The sequence below is a fragment of the Sorangium sp. So ce327 genome (genome assembly GCF_051530205.1).
Lineage (GTDB): Bacteria > Myxococcota_A > Polyangia > Polyangiales > Polyangiaceae > Sorangium > Sorangium cellulosum_B.
In genome coordinates this window covers 1,859,505-1,880,682 of the sequence record NZ_CP150330.1, presented here as the reverse complement: position 1 = coordinate 1,880,682, position 21,178 = coordinate 1,859,505, and the positions used below count along the sequence as shown (strand labels likewise).

General features: G+C 71.1%; 17 protein-coding genes. 8 read left to right on the top strand and 9 right to left on the bottom strand.

The annotated features are described in order from the left end of the window. Positions 1 to 58: 58 nt before the first annotated feature. Positions 59 to 970 (bottom strand): LysR family transcriptional regulator, encoded by a 912-nt coding sequence (locus WME95_RS07050; protein WP_437907652.1) that lies wholly within the window; start codon positions 968 to 970, stop codon positions 59 to 61. A gap of 57 nt (positions 971 to 1,027) precedes the next feature. Here WME95_RS07050 and WME95_RS07045 point away from each other — a divergent pair, with 57 nt between their 5' ends. Both WME95_RS07045 and WME95_RS07040 read left to right on the top strand, forming a co-directional pair. Next, a complete protein-coding gene (locus WME95_RS07045) occupies positions 1,028 to 2,035 on the top strand; it encodes an aldo/keto reductase (protein ID WP_437907651.1) in 1,008 nt (335 codons plus the stop codon). A gap of 71 nt (positions 2,036 to 2,106) precedes the next feature. After that, on the top strand, positions 2,107 to 2,769 hold the full coding sequence (locus tag WME95_RS07040; RefSeq protein WP_437550324.1) for a glutathione S-transferase family protein: 663 nt from the start codon (positions 2,107 to 2,109) through the stop codon (positions 2,767 to 2,769). Positions 2,770 to 2,805: 36 nt separating this feature from the next. Here WME95_RS07040 and WME95_RS07035 read toward each other — a convergent pair whose 3' ends face one another. Both WME95_RS07035 and WME95_RS07030 read right to left on the bottom strand, forming a co-directional pair. Beyond that, complete coding sequence (locus WME95_RS07035; protein WP_437907650.1) at positions 2,806 to 3,183, bottom strand: response regulator; 378 nt, start codon at positions 3,181 to 3,183, stop codon at positions 2,806 to 2,808. Then, positions 3,167 to 5,176 carry a sensor histidine kinase gene (locus tag WME95_RS07030; RefSeq protein ID WP_437907649.1) on the bottom strand — a complete coding sequence of 670 codons (2,010 nt, stop codon included), beginning with the start codon at positions 5,174 to 5,176 and terminating at the stop codon, positions 3,167 to 3,169. Before WME95_RS07030 ends, WME95_RS07035 begins: the two co-directional genes overlap by 17 nt. A gap of 770 nt (positions 5,177 to 5,946) precedes the next feature. Here WME95_RS07030 and WME95_RS07025 point away from each other — a divergent pair. From WME95_RS07025 to WME95_RS07015, 3 genes are read left to right on the top strand one after another with little or no spacing between them, the layout of a single operon-like run. Continuing rightward, the gene (locus WME95_RS07025; RefSeq protein WP_437907648.1) at positions 5,947 to 6,600 is read left to right on the top strand and encodes a hypothetical protein; all 654 of its coding nucleotides are present in this window, start codon (positions 5,947 to 5,949) and stop codon (positions 6,598 to 6,600) included. Further along, a complete protein-coding gene (locus tag WME95_RS07020; RefSeq protein ID WP_437907647.1) occupies positions 6,570 to 8,138 on the top strand; it encodes a hypothetical protein in 1,569 nt (522 codons plus the stop codon). Before WME95_RS07025 ends, WME95_RS07020 begins: the two co-directional genes overlap by 31 nt. A 1-nt stretch (position 8,139) precedes the next feature. Then, positions 8,140 to 8,625, top strand: coding sequence for a hypothetical protein (locus WME95_RS07015; RefSeq protein WP_437907646.1), 486 nt, complete (start codon positions 8,140 to 8,142; stop codon positions 8,623 to 8,625). A gap of 10 nt (positions 8,626 to 8,635) precedes the next feature. On the opposite strand, the gene WME95_RS07010 is transcribed toward WME95_RS07015, so the two are convergent. From WME95_RS07010 to WME95_RS06995, 4 genes are all read right to left on the bottom strand, one after another. Continuing rightward, positions 8,636 to 9,709 carry a hypothetical protein gene (locus WME95_RS07010; protein ID WP_437907645.1) on the bottom strand — a complete coding sequence of 358 codons (1,074 nt, stop codon included), beginning with the start codon at positions 9,707 to 9,709 and terminating at the stop codon, positions 8,636 to 8,638. Positions 9,710 to 9,939: 230 nt separating this feature from the next. Next, complete coding sequence (locus WME95_RS07005; protein ID WP_437907644.1) at positions 9,940 to 11,361, bottom strand: multicopper oxidase family protein; 1,422 nt, start codon at positions 11,359 to 11,361, stop codon at positions 9,940 to 9,942. A gap of 86 nt (positions 11,362 to 11,447) precedes the next feature. Then, on the bottom strand, positions 11,448 to 13,025 hold the full coding sequence (locus tag WME95_RS07000; protein ID WP_437907643.1) for an alkaline phosphatase D family protein: 1,578 nt from the start codon (positions 13,023 to 13,025) through the stop codon (positions 11,448 to 11,450). Positions 13,026 to 13,204: 179 nt separating this feature from the next. Next, a complete protein-coding gene (locus tag WME95_RS06995; RefSeq protein WP_437907642.1) occupies positions 13,205 to 13,705 on the bottom strand; it encodes a response regulator in 501 nt (166 codons plus the stop codon). Between the two features lie 191 nt (positions 13,706 to 13,896). Between WME95_RS06995 and WME95_RS06990 the strand changes: the two genes are divergently transcribed. The 3 genes from WME95_RS06990 to WME95_RS06980 all read left to right on the top strand — a co-directional run bounded on the left by WME95_RS06990 (position 13,897) and on the right by WME95_RS06980 (position 18,564). Then, complete coding sequence (locus WME95_RS06990; RefSeq protein ID WP_437907641.1) at positions 13,897 to 14,511, top strand: NAD(P)H-dependent oxidoreductase; 615 nt, start codon at positions 13,897 to 13,899, stop codon at positions 14,509 to 14,511. A 321-nt stretch (positions 14,512 to 14,832) separates the two neighbouring features. Then, positions 14,833 to 16,812, top strand: coding sequence for an ABC transporter ATP-binding protein (locus tag WME95_RS06985; RefSeq protein WP_437907640.1), 1,980 nt, complete (start codon positions 14,833 to 14,835; stop codon positions 16,810 to 16,812). 99 nt (positions 16,813 to 16,911) lie between these two features. After that, positions 16,912 to 18,564 (top strand): glycerol-3-phosphate dehydrogenase/oxidase, encoded by a 1,653-nt coding sequence (locus WME95_RS06980; RefSeq protein ID WP_437910959.1) that lies wholly within the window; start codon positions 16,912 to 16,914, stop codon positions 18,562 to 18,564. A 13-nt stretch (positions 18,565 to 18,577) separates the two neighbouring features. Here WME95_RS06980 and WME95_RS06975 read toward each other — a convergent pair whose 3' ends face one another. Continuing rightward, positions 18,578 to 18,961 carry a response regulator gene (locus WME95_RS06975; RefSeq protein WP_437907639.1) on the bottom strand — a complete coding sequence of 128 codons (384 nt, stop codon included), beginning with the start codon at positions 18,959 to 18,961 and terminating at the stop codon, positions 18,578 to 18,580. 230 nt (positions 18,962 to 19,191) lie between these two features. Continuing rightward, complete coding sequence (locus tag WME95_RS06970; RefSeq protein ID WP_437907638.1) at positions 19,192 to 21,147, bottom strand: ATP-binding protein; 1,956 nt, start codon at positions 21,145 to 21,147, stop codon at positions 19,192 to 19,194. Positions 21,148 to 21,178 lie beyond the last annotated feature (31 nt).

Sequence of the window (21,178 nt, the reverse complement as noted above, 5' to 3'; positions counted from 1 at the left end):
TTCGTGCCTTCATGGAACTCTCTCCGGGCCGATGGGCGCTGACGGGCCGGCAGGCCGGTCATCCCTTGCTCAACGGCCGCGCGATCTGGACGATCTTCTCCCGAGCGAACTTGCACGCTTCGTCGTCGTCCGTGGCGGCGGGCCAGAGCAGCTCCATGTACCCGGGCTGGACCTCGAACGGCAGGGGCTTGGTCCGAAGGTGCGGCCTGACGGCGCGGATGTCGTCGGCGACGATCTCGGGCACGGTCGCCAGCATCGCTGTGCCGTCGATCAGCGCGCCCAGGTTGGAGAAGCTCGCGACGGAGCACCGGATCCTCCGCGTCTTGCCGAGCAGGTCCTCCACGAAGCCGCGCAGGTCCCCGTTGTACGAGACGATGACGTGATCGTGCGCGAAGTACTGGGCCTCCGTCAGCTTGCGCAGGCGCGCGTGGCGCGGGTCGTACAGGCAGGTGAAGCCGGTCTTCAAGAGCCGCTGGCGGCGGACGTTCGAAGGGAGATCGTCGGCGACCGTGATCGCCGCGTCGACGCCGCCGGCGAGCGCGGCGCCCACGGTGCGGAACTGCACGGGGACGGCGACGACGCGCACGCGCGGCGCCTCGCGCTCCAGCGCGCGCAAGAGCGGCGGGAGCAGCCACACCTCGGCCGTGTCGGAGAGCCCGAGGCGGAGGGTGCGCTCGCACGTCTTCGGGTCGAAGGTCGGCGGCGCCAGCGCGGCGTCGATCAGGGCGCCGAGGTGCGGCTTCAGCGACGCGCGCAGCCGTTCGCCGCGGCTCGTCAGCGCGACCCCGCGCCCGCTCCGCACGAAGAGCGGCGCGCCGATCGTCGCGGTCAGGCGCCGGAGCGCGGCGCTCACCGCCGGCTGCGTCAGGTACAGCCGGCTCGCCGCCTCCGTGACGCTGCCCGCCTCGGCGACGACGGCGAAGACGCGGAGCAGGTTCAGGTCGAGGTTTCTCCCATAAACGTCAGGCATGTCGAGAATACATCCTATTCATTGGAGCAATGAAACGCGAGCGCCTAGGGTGACGGCATGACGACGACGAACACCACCAAGCTCGGCAAAACTGGCCCCTCCATCTTCCCCCTCGCCCTCGGCTGCATGAGCATGGGCGGGGGCAGCTGGTACGGCGAGAGCGACGAGGCGGAGAGCATCGCGACCATCCACGCGGCGCTCGATCGGGGCGTGAGCCTCCTCGACACCGGCGACTTCTACGGCATGGGCAAGAACGAGATGCTCGTCGGCCGGGCCATCAAGGACCGGCGCGACAAGGCCGTGCTCAGCGTGAAGTACGGCGGCCTGCGCGCGCCGGACGGCACCTTCCTCGGCTTCGACGCCCGTCCGATGGCGACGAAGAGCTTCCTCGCCCATAGCCTGTCGCGCCTCGGCGTCGACTACATCGACGTCTACCGGCCCGCGCGCCTGGACCCGGCGGTCCCGATCGAGGACACGATCGGCGCCATCGCCGACATGGTGAAGGCGGGCTATGTCCGCCACATCGCCCTCTCCGAGGTGGGCGCGGAGACGATCCGCCGCGCCGCGAAGGTGCACCCGATCGTGGACCTCCAGATCGAGTACGCGGTCGTGAGCCGAGGCCCCGAGGCGACGATCTTCCCCGCGCTCGCCGAGCTCGGCGTCGCGGTCACCGCGTACGGCGTGCTCTCGCGCGGCCTGCTGGCCGGGAGCAAGCCGGCCGGCGCGGGCGACCTGCGAGCCCACATGCCGCGCTTCTCCGGCGAGAACGCCCGGAAGAACCAGGCCCTCGTCGACGCCTTCGTTCGCCTCGCAGAGAGGCGCGGCGTCACCCCCGTACAGCTCGCGATCGCCTGGGTCCGCGCCAAGGGCGCCGCGCAGGGCGTCACGGTGATCCCGACGATGGGCGCGCGCACGCGGAAGCAGCTCGACGATGCCCTCGCCGGCCTCGAGATCGCGCTGGCGCCCTCCGACCTCGCCGAGCTCGAGGCCGCCGTCCCTGCGGAGGAGATCGCCGGCGCCCGCTACCCCGCGCCCATGATGGCGATGCTCGACAGCGAGAGGTGAACTCAGGGCGGCCTCATCGTCGATGCATCGAGGAATTGACCGGGTTGGCGGAGAGGAAGAAGAAAGGATCTATGAAACTGTACTTCAGCCGAAACTTGAATCCACGGGTCGCCGTCGCCGTGGCGCGCCACCTCGATGCACCCGTGGACTACGTCCACGCGGCTCCTCTCGACCCGTCACAGCAGGAGAAGTTCCGAGCGCTGAACCCGAACCTGCGCGTGCCCATCCTGGTCGAGGGGGACCAGTCGCTCTGGGAGACGGACGCGATCGCGTGCCGCCTCTCGCAGCTCACGGGCTCGGACTTCTGGCGCACGGGCGCCGCGCAACCGGAGATGATCCGCTGGTTGAGCTGGGGTACGCACAACTTCGTCGCCGCGTGCGACAAGGTCCACTTCGAGCGGGTGACGAAGCAGCGCTACGGGCTCGGTCCCATCCGCGACGACCTCGTGGCGGAGGGGCTCTCGGGGTTTGCCGAGGCGGCGGCGCTGCTCGAACAGGTCCTGAGCGGCAGGGACTGGCTCGTCGGGAGCGCGGTTTCGTATGCAGACTTTCGGATGGCATCGGTGCTTCCGTTCGCGGATCTCGCCGGCCTGCCGCTCTCGGACTACCCGCGCGTCGCGGCCTGGCACGCGCGCCTGTGGCAGCTCGACGCCTGGCGCGATCCGTTCGCGGGGCTCGATGCCCCGGAGCTCCCGGAGGTTCCGCGCTTCGATGCCACCGGTCGGCGAGGGTGAATGTCTCGAGCGCCGAACGAGCTCCCCGACGCGAGCTCATCGTGTCTTCGCGACCACGGCGAGAAGGGTGTCGAGATCGATCGGCTTCTTGAGCAGCGCACACACGTCCAGGGTGGCTGCCTTGGCTTCCAGAGCGTCGACGCCCGACAGGATCGCCACCGGGATGTCCGCCAGCGCGGGCTCCCGTCGTTTGAGCGCGAGAAACTCCCAGCCATTGATCTCCGGCATCATGAGGTCGAGCAGGATGATGCTCGGGCGGAGGCCGCTGCGGAGCAGCTCCAGCGCCACCGCGCCGTTCTCCGCGCAGACGACCTCGTAGCCGCATGCCTGCAGGAGCTCCTCCACGACGGCGCGAAATCCGCTGTCGTCGTCGACGACCAAGACACCGTCGTGAGAATCATGCTGCAGGCTCATCGGGACCTCCAGCCGGCGGAGACACCTCGGTCGGCAGAGCGTCGCGGCGCCGGTGCAGGGGGAGCTCCACGATGAAGGCAGCGCCCGCGCCGAGCTCGCTCTCGACCCGGATCGAGCCATCATGGCCGTCCACGATCTGGCGGCTGATGTACAGCCCCAGGCCGAGACCGCCGTAGTGCTGCGCCGAGACGCCTCGCTCGAAGCGTTCGAAGATGTACGGCGCGCAGCTCGCGTCGATCCCGATGCCGCGATCGGCGACGACCAGCCTGGCCACCTCCCCCTCGGCCGCGACGCTGATCTCGATCGGGCTGCCCCTTCCATACTTGATGGCGTTCAGCACCAGGTTCGTCACCACCTGCTCCAGACGGGCCCTGTCCCACACACCCACGACGGGAGCGTCTGCCCGCCAGCTCACCGTACTTCCTGCCTGCTTCAGCTCCACGTCGAAGTGCTCCACGACCTCCTGCGAGAGCGCCCGGAGATCGACGTCTCCCAGCTTCAGCTCGAGCTTGCCAGCCTGGATCCGAGCCACGTTGAGCAGATCTTCGATGAGCCTCACGAGCCGCTGGCACTGCCGCTCGGCCATCCGGGCCAGCTTCGTCGCGCCGGCGGGGAGCGTCGTCGCCTCGCGCATCAAGCCTTGCACGGCGAGCTTCAGGCCCGCGATGGGGGTATAGAGCTCATGGGAGGCGATCGACAGGAAGTCGTCGCGCATCCGCACCGCCGCTTCGGCGGCGGTCCGAGCCCTCTGCTCGCGCTCCAGGACCAGGGCGCGCTCCGCCTCGATCCTCTTGCGCTCCGTGATGTCCGTGGAGATGCCGCCCACCGCGTACGGGACGCCGGCGACGTCGCGCAGAGGGAACTTGATGGTGAGATAGGTGTGCGCGCCGTCGTCCTCGGCCACCACCTCTTCGTCCTTCAGCGCCGTCCCGGCGAGGAGCGCCCGCCGGTCGAAGGCGCGGAGCGCCTCGGCGTGCTCCCGAGAGAACACGTCATCGTCCCTCTTGCCCACGATGGCCTCGCGAGCGACGCCGAACAGCTCCTCGAAGCGGCGGTTGACGAGGAGGTAGCGCCCCTCGATGTCCTTGACGGAGACGATGGCCGTCGAGCTGTCGATGATGGCGCGCAGGAGCTCCTGGCTCGTGCGCAACGCCTCCTCCGCGCACCTGCACTCCTCCGCGACCTTCCGCAACGCCGCCTCCGTCCGCTCGTGCTCACCGATCTTCCGCCTGAGCTGGGCGTTGGCGTGGCGCAGGTCGGCGGTGCGCTCGGCGACCTGCTGCTCCAGCCGCTCTTTCGCCCGGGCCTCTTCTGTCAGGCGAGCATCGAGGGCGAAGATGGACTTCAAGTCCATCTCGATCACGTCGCGACACTGCTCCATGAGCGCCTGGTAGGCCTTGCTGTAATGGTTCGCGCGGTCATCCAGCACGCAGATCGTCCCGAAGATATCCCCCGTGGGCCAGGAGATCGGGAAGCCGAGATAGGATATCAACCCGAGCTCGATGTCCGGATTCGACTTCCACTGATCGTCTTTCAGGGCGTCAGGGATCAGCAGCGGCGTTCGGGTCTTCATCACGCTCTCGCAGTAGAGGCCGGAGCCGAGGCGCGCTCGCTCGTTGGGCGCGAAGGGGTTCCCCTTCGACTCGCTGGAGACGCAGACGACCATCTCCGGCGGCTCGATTCTCATGATCAGAGCGGCCGGGACGCGCAGGATCTCCGCGAGGAGATCGGTCATCTCCTGCCACTTGCGAGCGATGTCCGTCGGGATGTCGGTCGCGACCGTGCTCGACTGGGCTCCTCGGCCGCTCCCGGGCGGAGGGCTCTTCGTCCCGAGCTCGTCCGTACGTTGCTCCGGCGGGCAGCCCGAGGCGGCCTTGTGCGGCCCGAAACCCGCCCGCTCAGCGCGCTCCGCGGGCTCGCCCGGCCCCGGGTGGCGGGCGTGCTCGACGACGAGCGCGCCTGGCTCCGTGTGATCGTCGGGTCCGGTACGCATGCTCCCTCACGATGAGGAATCGTGCGAAGGCCCATCAGGTTGTCAAGCAATCCACAATGACGCTCACCGACCCCCGAGCGATCCGGCAGCGTACGCGCCCCGGACCGGGTGACGTCACGCCGGCCGGCCCGGGGCGAGCGCGGCGGCTCCCGGGTGTCCGGATGGTGAAAACACGGCGAAGCCGGCGGATCGCCTCCTGGGCCTCGGCGAACAGCCGGGCGTCGTCGAGCGCGACGCCGGACAAGGAGTATCGTCGGATGCTGGGCGCACCGCCGCTCCACGTGTAACACAACCGCTCACGCCGGCGCCGAGGCTGTCCCGCTCGACGCCCGTGAGAGGCCGCCCGGATCCGCGGAGCGCAGCGCGAGCTCGGGTCGCGCTGCGCTGGGCCGCCCTCCGAGGTGCGCAGATTGGCCTTCCACTGGCTGCAGATCCCTGTAGCATTGCCCATGTGCGGGCGGTTCGGGGCATGGCCGCAGTGGAAGGGACGCTGGGACCTGGGCAGACCAGCCACGATGGCAGGTGCCGGGCTGCCCTCCGGTGGGCTCGACAACAGAGAGCATCACTCCTCTTGCAAACTCTGCGTTCGAAGGCTGTGCAACGAACCCAACAACAAGGAATGAGCCGTGATGTCTGCGAGACTGCTGCATGGACCTCCCCCCTCCGCGTCACGCCGATGGGGTCGAGTCTTTCTGATGGCCAATGCCGTTGCTTTTTCGTTCCTTGGTTGCGTCTACGACAGCGAACAGCCCTGTGGACCTGGCCAGACCGTGAGATCCGTGTCGGAGTACTCGGAGGTCTGCGTCTGCGCCGAGGGTTATGCTGCAACGACGGCGGGCTGCGTGCGCTGCGGCGAGAACGAGGAGATCGGGCCGAGTGGCTGCGTCTGCAAAGCCGGATATGGCCGCGCCGACGCCGCGGCGTCCTGCACGGCGTGTGGCGAGAATGAGGTGACCGGAGCGACAGGGGCGTGCGAATGCGCGACCGGGTTCAGCAGGGCGTCCGCCGGGGCGCCATGCACGGCGACCCCGGCCGGCCTGGCTGCGGCGTGCGACACCGCGACGACGCCTTGCCCCGAAGCAGAGTACAGCTACTGTCACGCCACCTCGGGGACCAGCGGCTACTGCACCAGCCAGGGGTGCGAGGGCCCTGCCGACTGCCCGGGTGGAACCATGTGCGACCTCACGGTCACCCCGTCCTACTGTCGCCGGCCGCCCATCGGCGCGGGGAAGCCCTGCACCGGCGACGCAGATTGCGCAGGGACCGAGGCCACGTACTGCAATATCCAGCTGACGCAAAAGTGTCAGGTTCAAGGCTGCACGCTCTCGCCGAACAATTGCTTCACGGGCACCGTGTGCTGCGACTTTACCGCCTACGGAGTCGAGCAATACCAGTGCGTCGCGGAAGGGAGCTGTCCCAATTGAGAACGCGATCCGTTGCACCCCGCGGCGTGCCCGTTCACCTTGCCTTCGCCGTCTCCTCCGCGCTGTCGCTCGGGTCGTCGTTCGCGGCGGCACAAGCAGCTCCGACGCCTGCGGAGGCCACGGGTCCGGCGGCCCCCTCCGGACCGGCTCCGGCACCGGACGGCTCGGGCGCCGTTCAATCTCCGGAGCCGGCGCCTCCGGCTCAACCTGCCGCGAGCGCAGAGCCGGGCGCAGCAAACACACCTTCGCCGGCGGCCAGCCCGGCTTCGAGCGCCGCGGCGCCTCCACAGGCAGGGGCTGCCGGCCCGGTCGACGCGGGCGCTGCGCCGGGAGTCGACGGAGAATCGGTCGCTCAAGCGCTGGCCGGCGAGGAGGTCGCGGAGGAGCTCACCTCCGGAGAGACCAAGCTCAGCGTCTACGGCTTCGCTGATTTCACCTTCGCCGCGCTGCTCAGCGACAAGAAGACGTCCGGGGCCTTGACCGGAGTGGGCCCGAACCCGACGTTCTACGTCGGCAATCTCAACGTCTACCTCGACTCCAACCTGGGCAAGAAGTTCCGCTCCTTGATCGAGCTCCGCTTCACTTACCTGCCGGACGGGGCGATCGTGACCGACCCGGCGACGTTCCAGAGCGCCCGTATCGGCGCCGCCTTTCCAGACTACACCGACTTCAATCGGCCGAAGAAGGTGGGCGGGGTGATCATCGAGCGCGCGTGGCTCGAATACGCCGCCCATCCTCTCTTCAACGTCCGGCTCGGACAGTGGCTTACCCCGTATGGGATCTGGAACGTGGACCACGGGACACCCGTCATCCTGAGCGCCACGCGCCCCTATATCGTCGGCTCCGAGTGGCTGCCCCAGCGACAAACCGGCATCGAAGCCTATGGAAGTCATGGCATCAATGACACGCAGGTAGGGTACCACCTTACGCTGTCGAACGGCCGTGGCCCGGTCGACAGCTACATGGACCTGGACAACAACAAGGCGGTTGGCTGGCGCCTCTGGCTACGGCAAGACACTCCGTTCGGCAACGTCGCCGTCGGCACATCGGGCTACAAGGGCCGCTACACCGACGCCGGGCAGGTCACGACGCTGGAGGACGACACGTTTGTTACCAGCTTCCCGATCACCGCGAGGTACGACGAGCTCGGCCTGGCCGCAGATCTCAAGTACACCTGGGGAGGCTTCCTGTTCCAGAGCGAGTACATCATGCACGATGTACGCTACGACGACGACCACCGGCCTCCTGGCATTACGCCAGGGACATGGACCCCTGACAACCGTGGCTGGGGCTTCTACTTTCAAACGGGTTATCGATTGCCCTGGTACGGCATCATGCCCTGGGTCGGCTTCGAATACGACCGCGCGGGCAAATCCAGCTTCGTGTACGAGGCGTGCGATATCGTCGGGGGCTTGAACATACGCCCCACGGAGAACGTCGTGCTGAAGGTCGTGGGCGTGCATGTATGGATGCCCTACCTGAAAGAGAAGAGCATCGATCTGGATCAATTCATCACGCAGGCCGCGTGGAGTTTCTAGCATGATCGCACGAAGAACCCTCTTGACGTCGTGCGCGTTGGTGTTCGCGGCGGTGGTCACGGCAGCGCCGGAGGAGACGTACGGCGCGGGAGACCTGGGACCTCTGGCGATCGTCGTTTCGAAGAGCTTCCCCGCGGCGGGGATCTCGTTTGGAGATCTGAAGCGCGCGTACATGGGCAACCAGGTCATGGTGAACGGGAAGCTGCTGGTGCCCGTCACCTATCCCAGGGCTGCTCCGGAGCGCATCGATTTCGACGAGGCGGTCCTCGGCATGTCACCCGAAGAGGTGGGTCTCTACTGGATCGATCGCAAGATCCGTGGCCAATCCGGTCCGCCGAAGAGCGTGTCGAACGCGGCCACGGTCGTCTGGATCGTGGGCAGGGTGGACGGGGCGATCGGGTTCGTTCGCGCGTCTGCGGCGGGGAATGACGTCAAGGTGCTTCGCGTCGACGGCAAGCTGCCGCGCGATCCGGGGTATCGTCTCTAGCGCAGAGATTTCATCCCGCCTCGCCGGCCCCCCTCTCGGCCTCTCCCATTCGCCCCTCGTCCTCAGGCGACGCCTCCCACGGCCGCGTGACCTGCGCGGGCCGCACCAGCGGCACCCACGGCCTCGGCCCTGCCGCCGCCATGCGCCCCTCCTCGGCCGCGATCTCCATCAGGCTCTCGCGGCTGATGCTCACCAGCTCGAGGCGCACCGCCTCCGGCATCGATCCCACCCGCGCCGGCTCCGGCATCTCCACCCCGATCGCCGCCGCGTCCCCCTCCCCCGCCGACGCCGACGCCGCGCCGACGCGGATCTCGGGCGCCGACGGCCACGCCCCGCCGAGCTCTCGCCCGATGGCGTCGAGGCTCTCGCGCCCGAGCGCCGCCTCGCCGATGCGGATGTCCGGCAGCGACCCGGCCGGCCGCGCCGGCGCCCCGGGCGACGCCGGCGCCTCGCGCAGCGCGACCGGGCGCGCCAGCGACCGCGGCGGCCCCCCGTTGGCGAGGAGGGCCAGCCCCGCGACCGCGCTCCGCTTGCGGGCCGGCGGCGACGGCGGCGGCGGGCGCCTGGAGGCCGGGGCCGGCGCCTCGCAGACGACCGCGGCCCCGCAGATGGCCGGCGGCACCTCGCGCACCTCACCGACCGGGCGGCGCGCCGAGGCAGGCACCGCCTCCCCCCGCGGCCGCGACCGGGTGCGCCGCGGCGCGCTCCGGATCGGCTGCTGCGCCGCCGGGGTCCCCTCGTCGATGGCACGCAGGCCGCGCTCGATCGCAGACGCCACGTCCCGCCGGTCCGCCCACGTGGGCATCACCACGCAGAGGATCGCCTCGGCGGCCACGCCGAAGTACACGTCGACGGGCGCCGCGCCCCCGTACGGCACCAGATCCTCGCGCCGCAGCTCGACGCACCCGAGCCGCCCTCGCTCCCCGAGGCTCAGCGCCGCCTCGACGATCTGGCTGCGGCCCTCCCTGGGCATGTCGCGCGGCACGCGTTTGGTGATGACCCGCCCCCGCCGGGTGATCACGAACGCGAAGTCCGCCCCCGCAGCCACGTAGGTTCGGTCCGAGATCGCATCGAGATCTACCACGCTCGCATCCTACCCGATCCAGGGCGTCCCCGTCTCGGGATCATGCCTGTCCGCGCATCGCAGCCCGCTCCCACCGCGGCGGAGGTGCTGTGTTGTGCGAGATACCGACAGAGCCCCTGTTTTTCTACAGCGCTGGTATCAACCCGACCCGCGCACCGCTCACCCCGCGCGTCCTGCTCCGCGCGCTTCGCCGCCTTCGCCCGCCGCCGCGCTCACCGCTCTCATCGCGCTCATCGCAAGACTTGCAGCATCCCCATCATGCCCGCGTCGGCGTGATCGAGGATGTGGCAGTGGAACATCCACATGCCAGGCCGGTTGTCGTAACGCACCGCGAAGCGCGCCGCGCCGTCGACAGGCACGTTCACCGTGTCCTTCCACGCGAACGGCCTCACCGGCTGGCCATCGGCGCCGAGCACCTGGAAGAAGAAGCCGTGCAGGTGGAACGGGTGATCGAACTCCATCGTGTTCTCGACGGTCCACACCGCGGTCTCACCCACCGCCGCCACGAGCGGCTCCGCCTCCCAGGAGGGCACGCCGTTGATGCCCATCACGAGGTCGCCCTGGCCCTCCTCCCGCGTCAGCTGCAGATCGACGCGCCTCGCCGCCGCCGTGTCGAGCGCCTCGATGCCCCGCGCGATCGCGGGGAGCGGATCCTCCTCGGCCAGGGGCTCGTCCGCGAGGCGCAGCCGGAACGCCTCGACCTCGGGCCTCCCGAAGGTCGCGCCGTAGCCGCGATCGTAGGGCACCCAGCGCACCGAGAGCGTCGCGCCCGGCGCCCCGCGCGGCGTCACGAGCACGTCGGCGCGCTCTCCGGGGGTGAGCAGGATCCTGTCCTCCTCGACCGGATGCTCGAGGAGCCCGCCGTCGCCGCCGATGCGGGTGAAGCGGTGATCCGTGATCAGCAGCTGGTAATAACGGGACTTGGCCGCGTTGACGATGCGCCATCGCTGCCTGAGCCCGGCGCGCGCCCCGATCACCGGGTTGACGCGCCCGTTGACGAGCAGGAGGTCGCCCTCGCGCCCGAACAGCGTGCCGAGGTTGCCGCCCGCCTCCGGGTCCTCGAGCGAGCCGTCGTCGCGCAGGCTGACGTCGCTGAGCACGAGCACGAGCTCGTCGCCGAGCGCCGCGGGCTCGTCCGGATCCTCGACCAGCAGCGGGCCGTAGAGGCCATTGCCCGCCTGCACCGCGGAGTCGACGTGCGGGTGGTACCAGTAGAGCCCCGCGTCCGGCACCACGAAGTCGTACGTGAAGCCTCCGCCCGGCGGCGTCTCGGGCTGGCTGTGCCCCGGCGCGCCATCCATCTCCGCCGGCAGACGCACGCCGTGCCAGTGGACCGTCGTGGGCGCCGGCAGCTCGTTGCGGAGGTGCACGATCACGCGATCGCCCACCCTGGCGCGCAGCAGCGGGCCGGGGAGCCCGCCGTTGTAGGTCCACGTCGGCGTCTTCTTGCCGGCCACGATCTCCACGTCCTCGACCCGCGCCGTCAGATCGACCTCGAGCACCCCCGGGCTCGCGTCGAGATCGCGCGCCGGTCGCAGCGCCACCGCGCTGTTCCACCCCTCGGGCTGCGACGGACGCTCGCCCGCACACCCGATCGCGGCGACGGCGAGCCAGAGGCTCGCGACAGGACCAGCAGAACGCCCGCACAGCATATCGCTGGGACGGATCTTACCACCAACCGGCGGAGAACCCGCGTGATATCGCGGGCTTCGCGGGCCCGCCGCACGTCGGCTCCAGGTCAGCTGACCCGAGGCGCGGCTTCCGGCGGGTCGTCGATGGCGGGCGCCGCCGCCTCTTCGCGGCGCAGGTGGCTCTCGCCGCGGCGCGCGGCGAACGCCGCGGCGAACACCTCGTCGACCTCCGGGCGCTCGGGCGCATCGTACAGGAACCACGCGCCCTGCACGCGCTCCGGCGTCACGTCGAGGACCACGTACCCGCGGCGCCACAGGTCGGCGTACTTGACGTGCGGGTTCGCGAGGACCAGCGGCTCGACCGCCCGGGCCTGCTCCTCGGTCAGCCACGGGGAGGTGATCCCCGGCACCGCGATCTCGACCGCCAGCGCGCCCCGGCCCGTCGCGGCGTCGTAGCGCGCCGGATCGAGCGGCGCCGGCGCGAGATCGATCGCCCACGACGCGTGGGTGTCGCCGCTGAGCACGACGACGTCGCGCACGCGCTCCTCGTCGAGGAGCTCGAAGAAGCGCTGGCGCGCCGCCGGATACCCGTCCCACGCGTCCGTGTTCAGGTCCTGCGGGAGCTGGCCCATCAGCACCTGCTGGCCGATGACCTTCCACGCCGCCGTCGAGCCCGCGAGCTCCGCGCGCAGCCACGCCTCCTGATCGCGCCCGAGCATCGTCCGCGCCGGCGCCTCGATCGCCGCGCGGTCGCTCGGGTCGGCCTGCCGGTCGCGCCCCCAGGAGCGCGTGTCGAGCAGGAAGAGGTCGACGAGATCGCCGTAGCGCAGCGCGCGCCAGATGCGGGCGGCATCGCGGGGATGCTCGCGGCTCGGCATCCACTCCGCGTAGGCGCGCTGCGCGACCGCCCTGCGCTCCTCCCACGACCCCTCGGCAGGCCACGCGTGGTTCCCCGCGCCGCCCTTCCAGGTGTTGTTCGCCAGCTCATGGTCGTCCCAGACCGTGATGAACGGGTGCTGCTGGTGCGCCGCCTGGAGGTCCCTGTCGCGCCGGTACTGGGCATAACGCGCGCGGTAGTCGGCGAGCGTCACGATCTCGTGCGCGGGCTCGTAATGCCGCGCGCTCCCGTACTGGCCAGCGCCGAATTCGTAGATGTAATCGCCGAGGTGGATCACCGCGTCGAGGTCGAGGCGCGCGGCGATGCGCCGGTACCCGTGGAACAGCCCGTGCGCATAGCTCGCGCACGACGCGACGGCGAAGCGCAGCCGCCCCGCGCGGCCGCGCGGCGCCGTCCTCGTGCGCCCGACGGGCGACGATCCGCCGAGGGCGATGAACCGGTAATAATAGGTCTTCCCTGGGTCGAGCCCGCCGGCGTCGACCTTGACCGTGTGATCGCGCTCCTCGTCCGTCAGGAGCGCCCCCGTGCCCACGATCCGGCTGAAGCCGGCGTCGAGCGCGATCTGCCATGTCACCGCCACCGGGCCCGCCTTGCCCGGCGTCACGCGCGTCCAGAGGATGACGGCATCGGGCAGCGGATCCCCGCTCGCCACGCCGTGCTGGAATACCGCCTTCGACAGCTCGCTGGCCGGCGACGGAGCGTCCCCCGACGCCGGCAAAGGCGCGTCGCCGTCCGGCGCGGCGCCCCAGCCGCCCGACAGTCCGGGGAGCGCGGCGAGGCTGAACATGGATACGCTGCAAAGGAGGCTTCGCCGGGCCATCGCCATGATCACGCCCCTTGTCGACCGCGTGCGGTGAGCTGCGTATGACGCACGCACCGCCGCCCCGGCAAGCAGAAACGAGCGCTGTAACGCGTCCGTCGCGCCGCGCTCTCAGCGATGTTCGTTTCGGGCGTCCCGGCGCCGACTCAGGTGTTGCGACCGACCACGTCGAGCAACGCGACGAGATCGACGGGCTTCTTCAGGATGTCGACCGCTCCGAGCTCCGTCGCCCGCGGCGCCGCCCCCGCCGTCAGCACGACCACGGGGACGTCGGAGATCGCCGGCGTGCGCAGCTGCTCTGCGCGGAACGCGTATCCGTCCATCCCGGGCATCATCAGATCGAGCACGATGAGCGCCGGCGTCGGCGCCTCGCGGAGCCTGGCCAGCGCGTCCGCGCCGTCCACGGCCGTCATCACATCGTATCCCTCATCGCACAGGACGGTCACGAGAGCATCGCAGACGCCTTGGTCGTCCTCGACGATGAAGATCGTCTTCCGTCGAGAGGGGCCCTGCTCGGCGAGCCTCCGCCCCATCGCGCCCGGAGGGCACGGCGGCGCGGCCGGCGGATCGCCCCGCTCCGCGCCGCACCCCCTTCCGGGGGCGCACGGGACATCGACGCCGCCCCTGCGCAATCCGCTCCGGACCATCAAAGGACCCATAAGCCGTGGAGCCGCGACGCGCAATTTGAATCGCGACGCGCGCTCTGCGCCATGCGTCATCCACGGCTGCGGGGCCTGCCAGCCTGCCCCTCACGCCGTTCTCGACGATGCCATGACGGGGCGCACGGCGGGCTCATCGGGCATGGCATGGAGCGCTCCGGCCATGGGATCACGGCGGTATGCGGGCTGCATGCGCGCTCGGCATGAACGTGGCCGTGATCTTCTATTCCCGCTATGGCGACACGGCCGCGCTCGCGGCCGCCGTCGCGCAGGGCGCCAGGCAGGCCGGAGCGACCGTGCGGCTCCGGCGCGTCGCCGATCTGACGGTGATCGAGGACCGGTGGAGCGCGGCGAATGAGCGGATCCGCGCCGCGCGGGGACACCTCGCCTCCGTCCCGCTGGCGCAGCAAGACGACCTCTTCTGGGCGGACGGCATCGCCATCGGCTCGCCTGCGCGCTATGGCGCGATGTGCGCGGAGATCCGGCGCTTCCTCGACGGATCGAGGCAGCCCTCGGGAGATCTCGCCGGCAAGGTGGCCTCGGTGTTCTGCTCGCCGTCCGCGGTCGAGGGAGCGCAGCGCGCGACGCTCACGGCGACGCTCGGCTCCCTCGCCGGCCATGGAGTCCTCGTCCAGGCCCCCGCCCGCGCGGAGATGGATCCGACGGGCAGGGCCGCGCAGCGCGACGGCCCGCCTCGGGCGAGCGCGGATCACGCGCCGGCGGAGCTCGACCTCGGGCCGGCGCGCGCCCTCGGCCGGAGGCTCGCGCGGCGCGAGAGCCGGACTCGCGGGTAGGCGCGGAGAGCCGGCCGCGCCGTCGGCCTGTGCCGTTGGCCGCGCCGGCGTCGCCGGCCCTGGAGTCCCGGACAACCGCGCAGCAAATCAGCAAACGCCAACCTCGTCTCCGGCACTCGCGTCGAGCGCGTCCGCGTTGGGCTGTTACACCAGCGGCGATACCTCGCTACTGGTCGTAACCGATGGATCGTCAGGCCGGGCCCGAGATGGGCCGCCGACGACCACCTCAGCCGTAGACAGGAGAGAGCTCAGCGAACCATGAGCGCACCGGCTCACCGCAAGCACTATCATCCTTCGCCTCGGCGCGAAGGCAGGGTCAGGTTGTCGAGGCATTCTCCTCGGACGACCACGCAGCTGACCGCCGCGCGCGCCGCGCCCAGCCAGCCGGCCGGCGCGGAGCGGGTCCGCTTCTTCCTCCGGGTGGGCGCCTATTTCAAGGGCGAGTGGGCGCGCATCGCGGCGCTCGCCGTGCTGGTCTGCGCCTCGATCGCGATCAGCCTGCTCCAGGTGTGGCCCGTCGCCGTGATCGTGGATCTCATCTCGACCGGCCCGCGCACGGGGGACTTCGTCCATCGCATCCTGCTCGCGCCGCTCCCGGACAGCCTGCTCGGCCGCGTCCTCGGGCTCGCGGCGATCACGCTCGTCCTCCGCGTGGCGCAGGAGTTCGTGGGCATGGGCCGCGCCTTGCTCACGTTCCGCATCGGCTATGGCGGGCTCACGCGCGTGCGGCGCGACGTGTACCGGAAGCTCCAGGCGCTCCATATGGGCTATCACCGGGCGCAGCCGCAGGGGGACGCCCTCTACCGGCTCAACCAGGACGCCTCCGGGTTCCACGGCATCCTCAACGTGGCGGTCGCGGTGATGGGGAGCGCGCTGACGCTCGCCGTGATGATCTGCATCATGGCCTCGCGCAGCCTGGAGCTCACGCTGCTCGCGCTCGCGGTCGTCCCGCCGCTCCTCCTCACGAACGTCAGGTTCGGGCGCGTGCTGCACAAGAAGTGCACCGAGGCGAAGGAGGTCGAGAGCGAGTTCGCGACGTCCGTCCAGCGCTCGATGGCGTCGATCGGTCTCGTCCAGGCGTTCGGCCGCGAGGCGGACGAGGAGGCGCGCTTCCACACGACGCTGCGCAACAGCGTGAAGGCGTGGCTCCGGCTCCACCACGACGAGCTCCGCCACACGCTCGCCATGGGCTCGATCCTCGGGCTCGGCGGCGCGCTGGTGCTCGGCTACGGCGGCTACCTCATCGTCCAGGCCCGGGCGGGCGGGGGCGAGGCCGGCATGACGCTCGGCGCGCTGACGGCGTTCCTCGGGTACCTGGGCATGCTCTACGACCCGCTCTGCAAGCTGACCGGCGCCGGCGCCGCGGTGCAGGGCGGCGTCGCGGGCGCGCAGCGCGTCTTCGAGGTGCTGGACCGCGACCAGGCGGTCGTCGACAGGCACGACGCGGCCAGCCTCCCGCCCCAGCCGCGCGCGCTCTCGCTCGATGGCGTCGGGTTCGAGTACCGCCCGGGCCACCCGGTGCTGCGCGGGCTCGACGCGACGATCCGGCCGGGCGAGATGGTCGCGTTCGTGGGCTCGGTCGGCGCCGGCAAGACGACGCTGCTCGGCCTGCTGCCGCGCTTCCACAACCCGACCTGCGGCGCGCTGCGGCTCGACGGCATCGACACGCGCGCGGTCCGCGTGGCCGACCTGCGCCGGCACATCGCGCTCGTCCTCCAGGACAGCATCCTCCTGCCGGCGACGATCGCCGAGAACATCGCCTACGGCCGCCCCTCCGCGACCGACCCGGAGATCCGGAGGGCGGCCGAGATGGCGGGGGCGGCCGGCTTCATCGAGGCGCTGCCGGACGGCTACCGGACGGCGATCGCCGACGGCGGGCTCAACCTGTCGACCGGGCAGCGGCAGCGCATCGCGATCGCGCGCGCGCTGCTGACGGACGCGCCCATCCTCGTGATCGACGAGCCGACCGACGGGCTCGACGCCGAGCACGAGCGGACCATCGGCGAGGCGCTGCGGGCCCTGAAGGGGAAGCGGACGATCGTCCTGATGAGCCACCGCCTGAGCACGGTCGTCGACTGCGACCAGATCTTCGTGATGGAGCGCGGCCGCATCGTCGAGCACGGCGGGCACGGAGAGCTCCTGCGGCGGGGCGGCGTCTACACCAAGATGGCGCGCTGGCAGCACCTCCACACCGGCCACGCCGCCGCGGCGAAGAGCAGCCCGCGCCGCGTCCTGCCGGCGCCGTCGTCCGAGGCGTACCGCGGCGAGGAGGGCAGCTGGGCCGATGGGCTGATGGGCTGAGCGAGACGTCGCGAGCGCCATCTGCCGCCCCGAGGCGACGGGGACGTGATAGAGCAGATGGGGGCGCGCGCCGGCCGCGCCTTCGCCGGATCGCCATCGATGCTGCGGGCCACGAACATCGACAGCTTGAGCCGCGACACGTTCGACGTCCTCGTCCTCGGCGCCGGGATCAACGGCGCGGTCGCGGCCGCGGCCCTCGCCGCGCGGGGGGCGAAGGTCGCGCTGATCGATCGGGGCGACTTCGCCGGATTCACCAGCCAGGAGTCGTCGAACCTCGCCTGGGGCGGCATCAAGTACATGGAGAGCTTCGAGTTTCCGCTCGTGCGGAAGCTCTGCACGTCGAGGAACCTCCTCCTCAGGAGCTACCCGTCGTCGGTGCAGGAGATCCGGTTCTACGCCGCGCACGAGCGGGGCTTCCGCCACGGGCTCTTCAAGCTCTTCCTGGGCACCTGGCTCTACTGGATCATCGGCAGCTTCTTCACGCGCATCCCCCGCCTGCTCTCCCGCCGGGCGATCGCGCGGGAGGAGCCGATCGTCAACCTGGACGGCTGCGACGGAGGATTCGAGTACTCCGACGCGTACCTTGTCGACAACGACGCGCGGTTCGTCTGGGGCTTCGTGCGCGCGGCGCTCGATCACGGCGCGCGGGCGGCCAACTACGTCGAGTCGCTCGGCGCGCGGCGCGAGGGGGGCGCGTGGGTCACGCGCGCCCGAGACGTCCTGTCGGGCAGGGACATCTCCATCCGGTCGCGGGTGCTCGTCAACGCCTGCGGGCCGTTCGTGGACGCGCACAACGAGCTGACGGGCCAGCGGACGAGGCACCGCCACATCTTCTCGAAGGGCATCCACCTCATCGTGGATCGGCTCACCGCGAGCCGGCGGGTGCTCACGTTCTTCGCGGACGACGGCCGGCTGTTCTTCGTGATCCCGATGGGATCGAGGACGTGCATCGGCACGACCGACACCCGCGTCGAGGGCCCGCGCGCGGCGGTGACGCCCGAGGACCGGCGCTTCGTGCTCTCCAACATCAACAAGCGCCTCAACCTGCCTCGCCCGCTGACCGAGGCCGACGTCATCGCGGAGCGCTGCGGGGTGCGCCCCCTGGCCGTCGAGGGCGGCGGGGACGGCGAGGACTGGCTGCAGCTCTCGCGCAAGCACGCCCTCGAGGTGGACGGGGCGCAGGCCCACGTGAGCATCTTCGGCGGCAAGCTCACCGATTGCATCAACGTGGGCGACGAGGTCTGCGCCGCCGTGCAGGGGCTCGGCGTCGCGCTGCCCCGCCCTGCGCAGCGCTGGTATGGCGAGCCTGGCGAGGCGCTTCGTAAAGAGTTCTTTCACAAGGCGCGCGCCCTCGATCTCGACGCGCTGACGCCGCCGCGCGCCTCGGAGGCGCTCAGCACGCGGCTATGGCGCCGCTATGGCGCGCAGGCGATCGGGCTGCTCGAGGACATCCAGCGCGATCCGAGGGTGGCCGAGCCGCTGTTCGAAGGGGCGGACGACCTGCGCTGCGAGGTCGCCCACGCCGCGAAGCACGAGATGATCGCGAAGCTCGATGATTTCCTGCGGCGGCGCACGAAGATCTCGCTCTTGCTCCGCCGCGAGGCGCTCGCGAGGTCGCCCGGCCTCCGCGAGGCGTGCGAGCTCCTCTTCGGGGACGAGGCCGACAGGCGGCTTACGGAGTACTTCCACGAGCACGGCGCCGGCCGCCTCGCGGAGGGGAAGGCGCCCGCCGCGGCGCAGCCGGTCAGGTAGCGCCCCGCCCGGCTCACCGCGCCGGCGCGCCGCAGATGCGGTGGACCAGCTCGAGCAGCGGCTCGATCTGGAGCGGCTTCTTCAGCAGGCCCGCTACGCGCAGCCGCGACGCCTCCTGCTCGACCCGCACGTCGGCGGACACGATCACCACCGGGATCGACGCGAGCGACGGGTCGCGCTGGAGCTCGGCGCGGAGCTGCCACCCGTCCATGACTGGCATCATCAGATCGAGCAGGATCAGCGCGGGCGGCGCGTCCCGACGCAGCAGCGCGAGCGCCTCGGCGCCGTCCGCGGCCTCCTCGACGTCGTACCCCTCGAACACGAGGAGCTGCGTAAGAATGCTCCTGATATCCAGATCGTCCTCGACGACCAGGATGCGGCCAGTTTTCTCGATCATGACCGAACCTCACGACCGGACTGCGCCGCGCGGCGCGCTTCTTCTGCCGCCCCGCCGAGCAGCCCAGCTGCGGCCCTGACCGATCGAGTGTTCATGGGGCCGGTGACGCAACTTGAGCGAACGCCGCGGCCCTGGCAAGCGGTCGGTCCCGCGGAGCGGCCCCGCGGCGCGCCGGAGCACGGACCGGCGCGCCGCCTGACAGAGCCCGTCCGCCAAGGACGGCGGAGCGCCTACTGAGCCGCCTCCTCGGGAAGCTCGTCCGAGGCCCCGCCCGAGCCGGCGTTGCGCTCCTCGCCTGTCCCCGCGCGATGGTCATGGACAGGCAAGAGCACGCGGAAACACGCGCCCTTGCCGACCTCGCTCTCCACGCCGATCTCGCCCCGGAAGCTCGTCACGATGCCGTGGCAGATCGCGAGCCCGAGCCCCGTCCCTTCCCCGATGGGCTTCGTCGTGAAGAACGGGTCGAAGATGCGGCTCCGCAGCTCCGGCGCGATCCCAGGCCCGGTGTCGCACACCTCGATGCACACGCGGCCGGGCGGCGCGGGGGCGGTGGAGATCCGGATCTCGTTCTCCGACACCTTCCCCTCGGGCAGCGCCTGGGCGGCGTTCACGAGCAGGTTCAGGATCACCTGGCCGAGCTGCGCCTCGTTCGCGTGGACGGCCGGCACCGGGCGGAGCTCCAGGACGAGCCGCGCCTTGCTCCGTATCTGCTGCTGCGCCATCCGCAGCACCAGCTGGATCACCGGGTCGACGTCGACCGGGCCGAGCTCGCCGTAGTCGGCCCGCGAGAACGTCTTCAGGCCGCCCACGATGTGCCGTACCCGCGCGCCGCCCTCCGCGGCCTCGTCGAGCGCCGAGAGGAGCGCGTCGAGGCGCGCGCCGGCCCCCTTCGCGCGGAGCTCCTTGCGCGCGAAATCGACGTTCGCGACCATGTACGCGAGGGGGTTGTTGATCTCGTGCGCCACCCCGGCCGCGAGCGTGCCGAGCGAGGCCATGCGATCGGCGAGCTGGAGCCGCGTCTCCATCTGCCGGCGCTCCGTGACGTCGGACACGGCCCCGAGCATCCGGTACGCCCTGCCGGTCGCGTCGCGCAGCACGATGCCCCGGTCGTGGACGTCGGCGTAGCTGCCGTCCGCGAGCAGGCACCGGTACCAGAGCTCGAACGTGCCCTCGTCCCCTTCCATCGCGCGCCGCAGCCCGTTCATCACGCGATCGCGATCCTCGGGGTGGACCCGCTCGAACCACCACACGGCGTCCTCCTCGATGTCGGCGCCGCCCGTGCCATAGAAGCTCCGCATGCGCTCGCTGCCGGTGACGCGCCCGGACGAGAGATCCCAGTCCCAGAAGGCGTCGCTCGTGGCGCGCACGACGAGCCGCATGCGCTCCTCGCTCGTCCGGAGCGCGTCCTCCGCCGCCTTGCGGGCCTTCATGTCGAAGGCGAAGCAGACGCCGCGATCGCGCGCCCCCTCGACCAGCGCAGGCGCGATGAGGACGGGCACGCGCCGCCCGTCGCGGGCCAGGAACTCCTTCTCGAACGGCGGGCAGACGCCGTTCTTCAGGACCTCCGAGAGGGCGCGCTGGTCCGCGGCGCGGTGCTCGGGCGGCGTGATCGCCATCCAGTTGAGGCGCCCCGCCTCGACGTCCTCCCGCGCGAAGCCCACCATGCCGAGGAACGCGTCGTTCGCGTCGAGCACGCCCCCCGCCGCGTCCCACACGAGCAGGCCGATCACCTCCGCGGACGCGTCGCGGAAGGAGCGCGCGGCCCGCTCGAGCAGCGCGCGCTCCGCGGGCGCCCGGTCGGCCACGTGCGCCGACGGCCGCCGCACCCACCACACCGCCGCGTCGAGCTGGATGGCGATCGACGGCTCGAGCGCCGCCGCCACGACCGTCGCGCCCGCCTCGAGCAGCGCCGCGGTCGCGCCCGCGCTCCCGGTGACGGCGACCACGGCCACGCGATCGCCCCCGGGCGCCGCGCGCAGCCGCCGGCAGAGCGCGAGCGTGTCCTCGAGCGGCCCCTCGTCCGCCAGCACGGCCACGTCGAACGGCTGAGTCGCCAGGAGATCCAGCCCGGCCTCGACGTCCCGCGCCGGGACCGCGACATAGCCGCGCGCCGCGGCGAGCGCCTGCGCAGCGCCCGAGGGGCCGCCTGGGAAGATCAGGATCCTGGGTGCCTGTGGTCCCGCCACGCGCGCAACATCCCGCGCGCGGCGCGCAGAC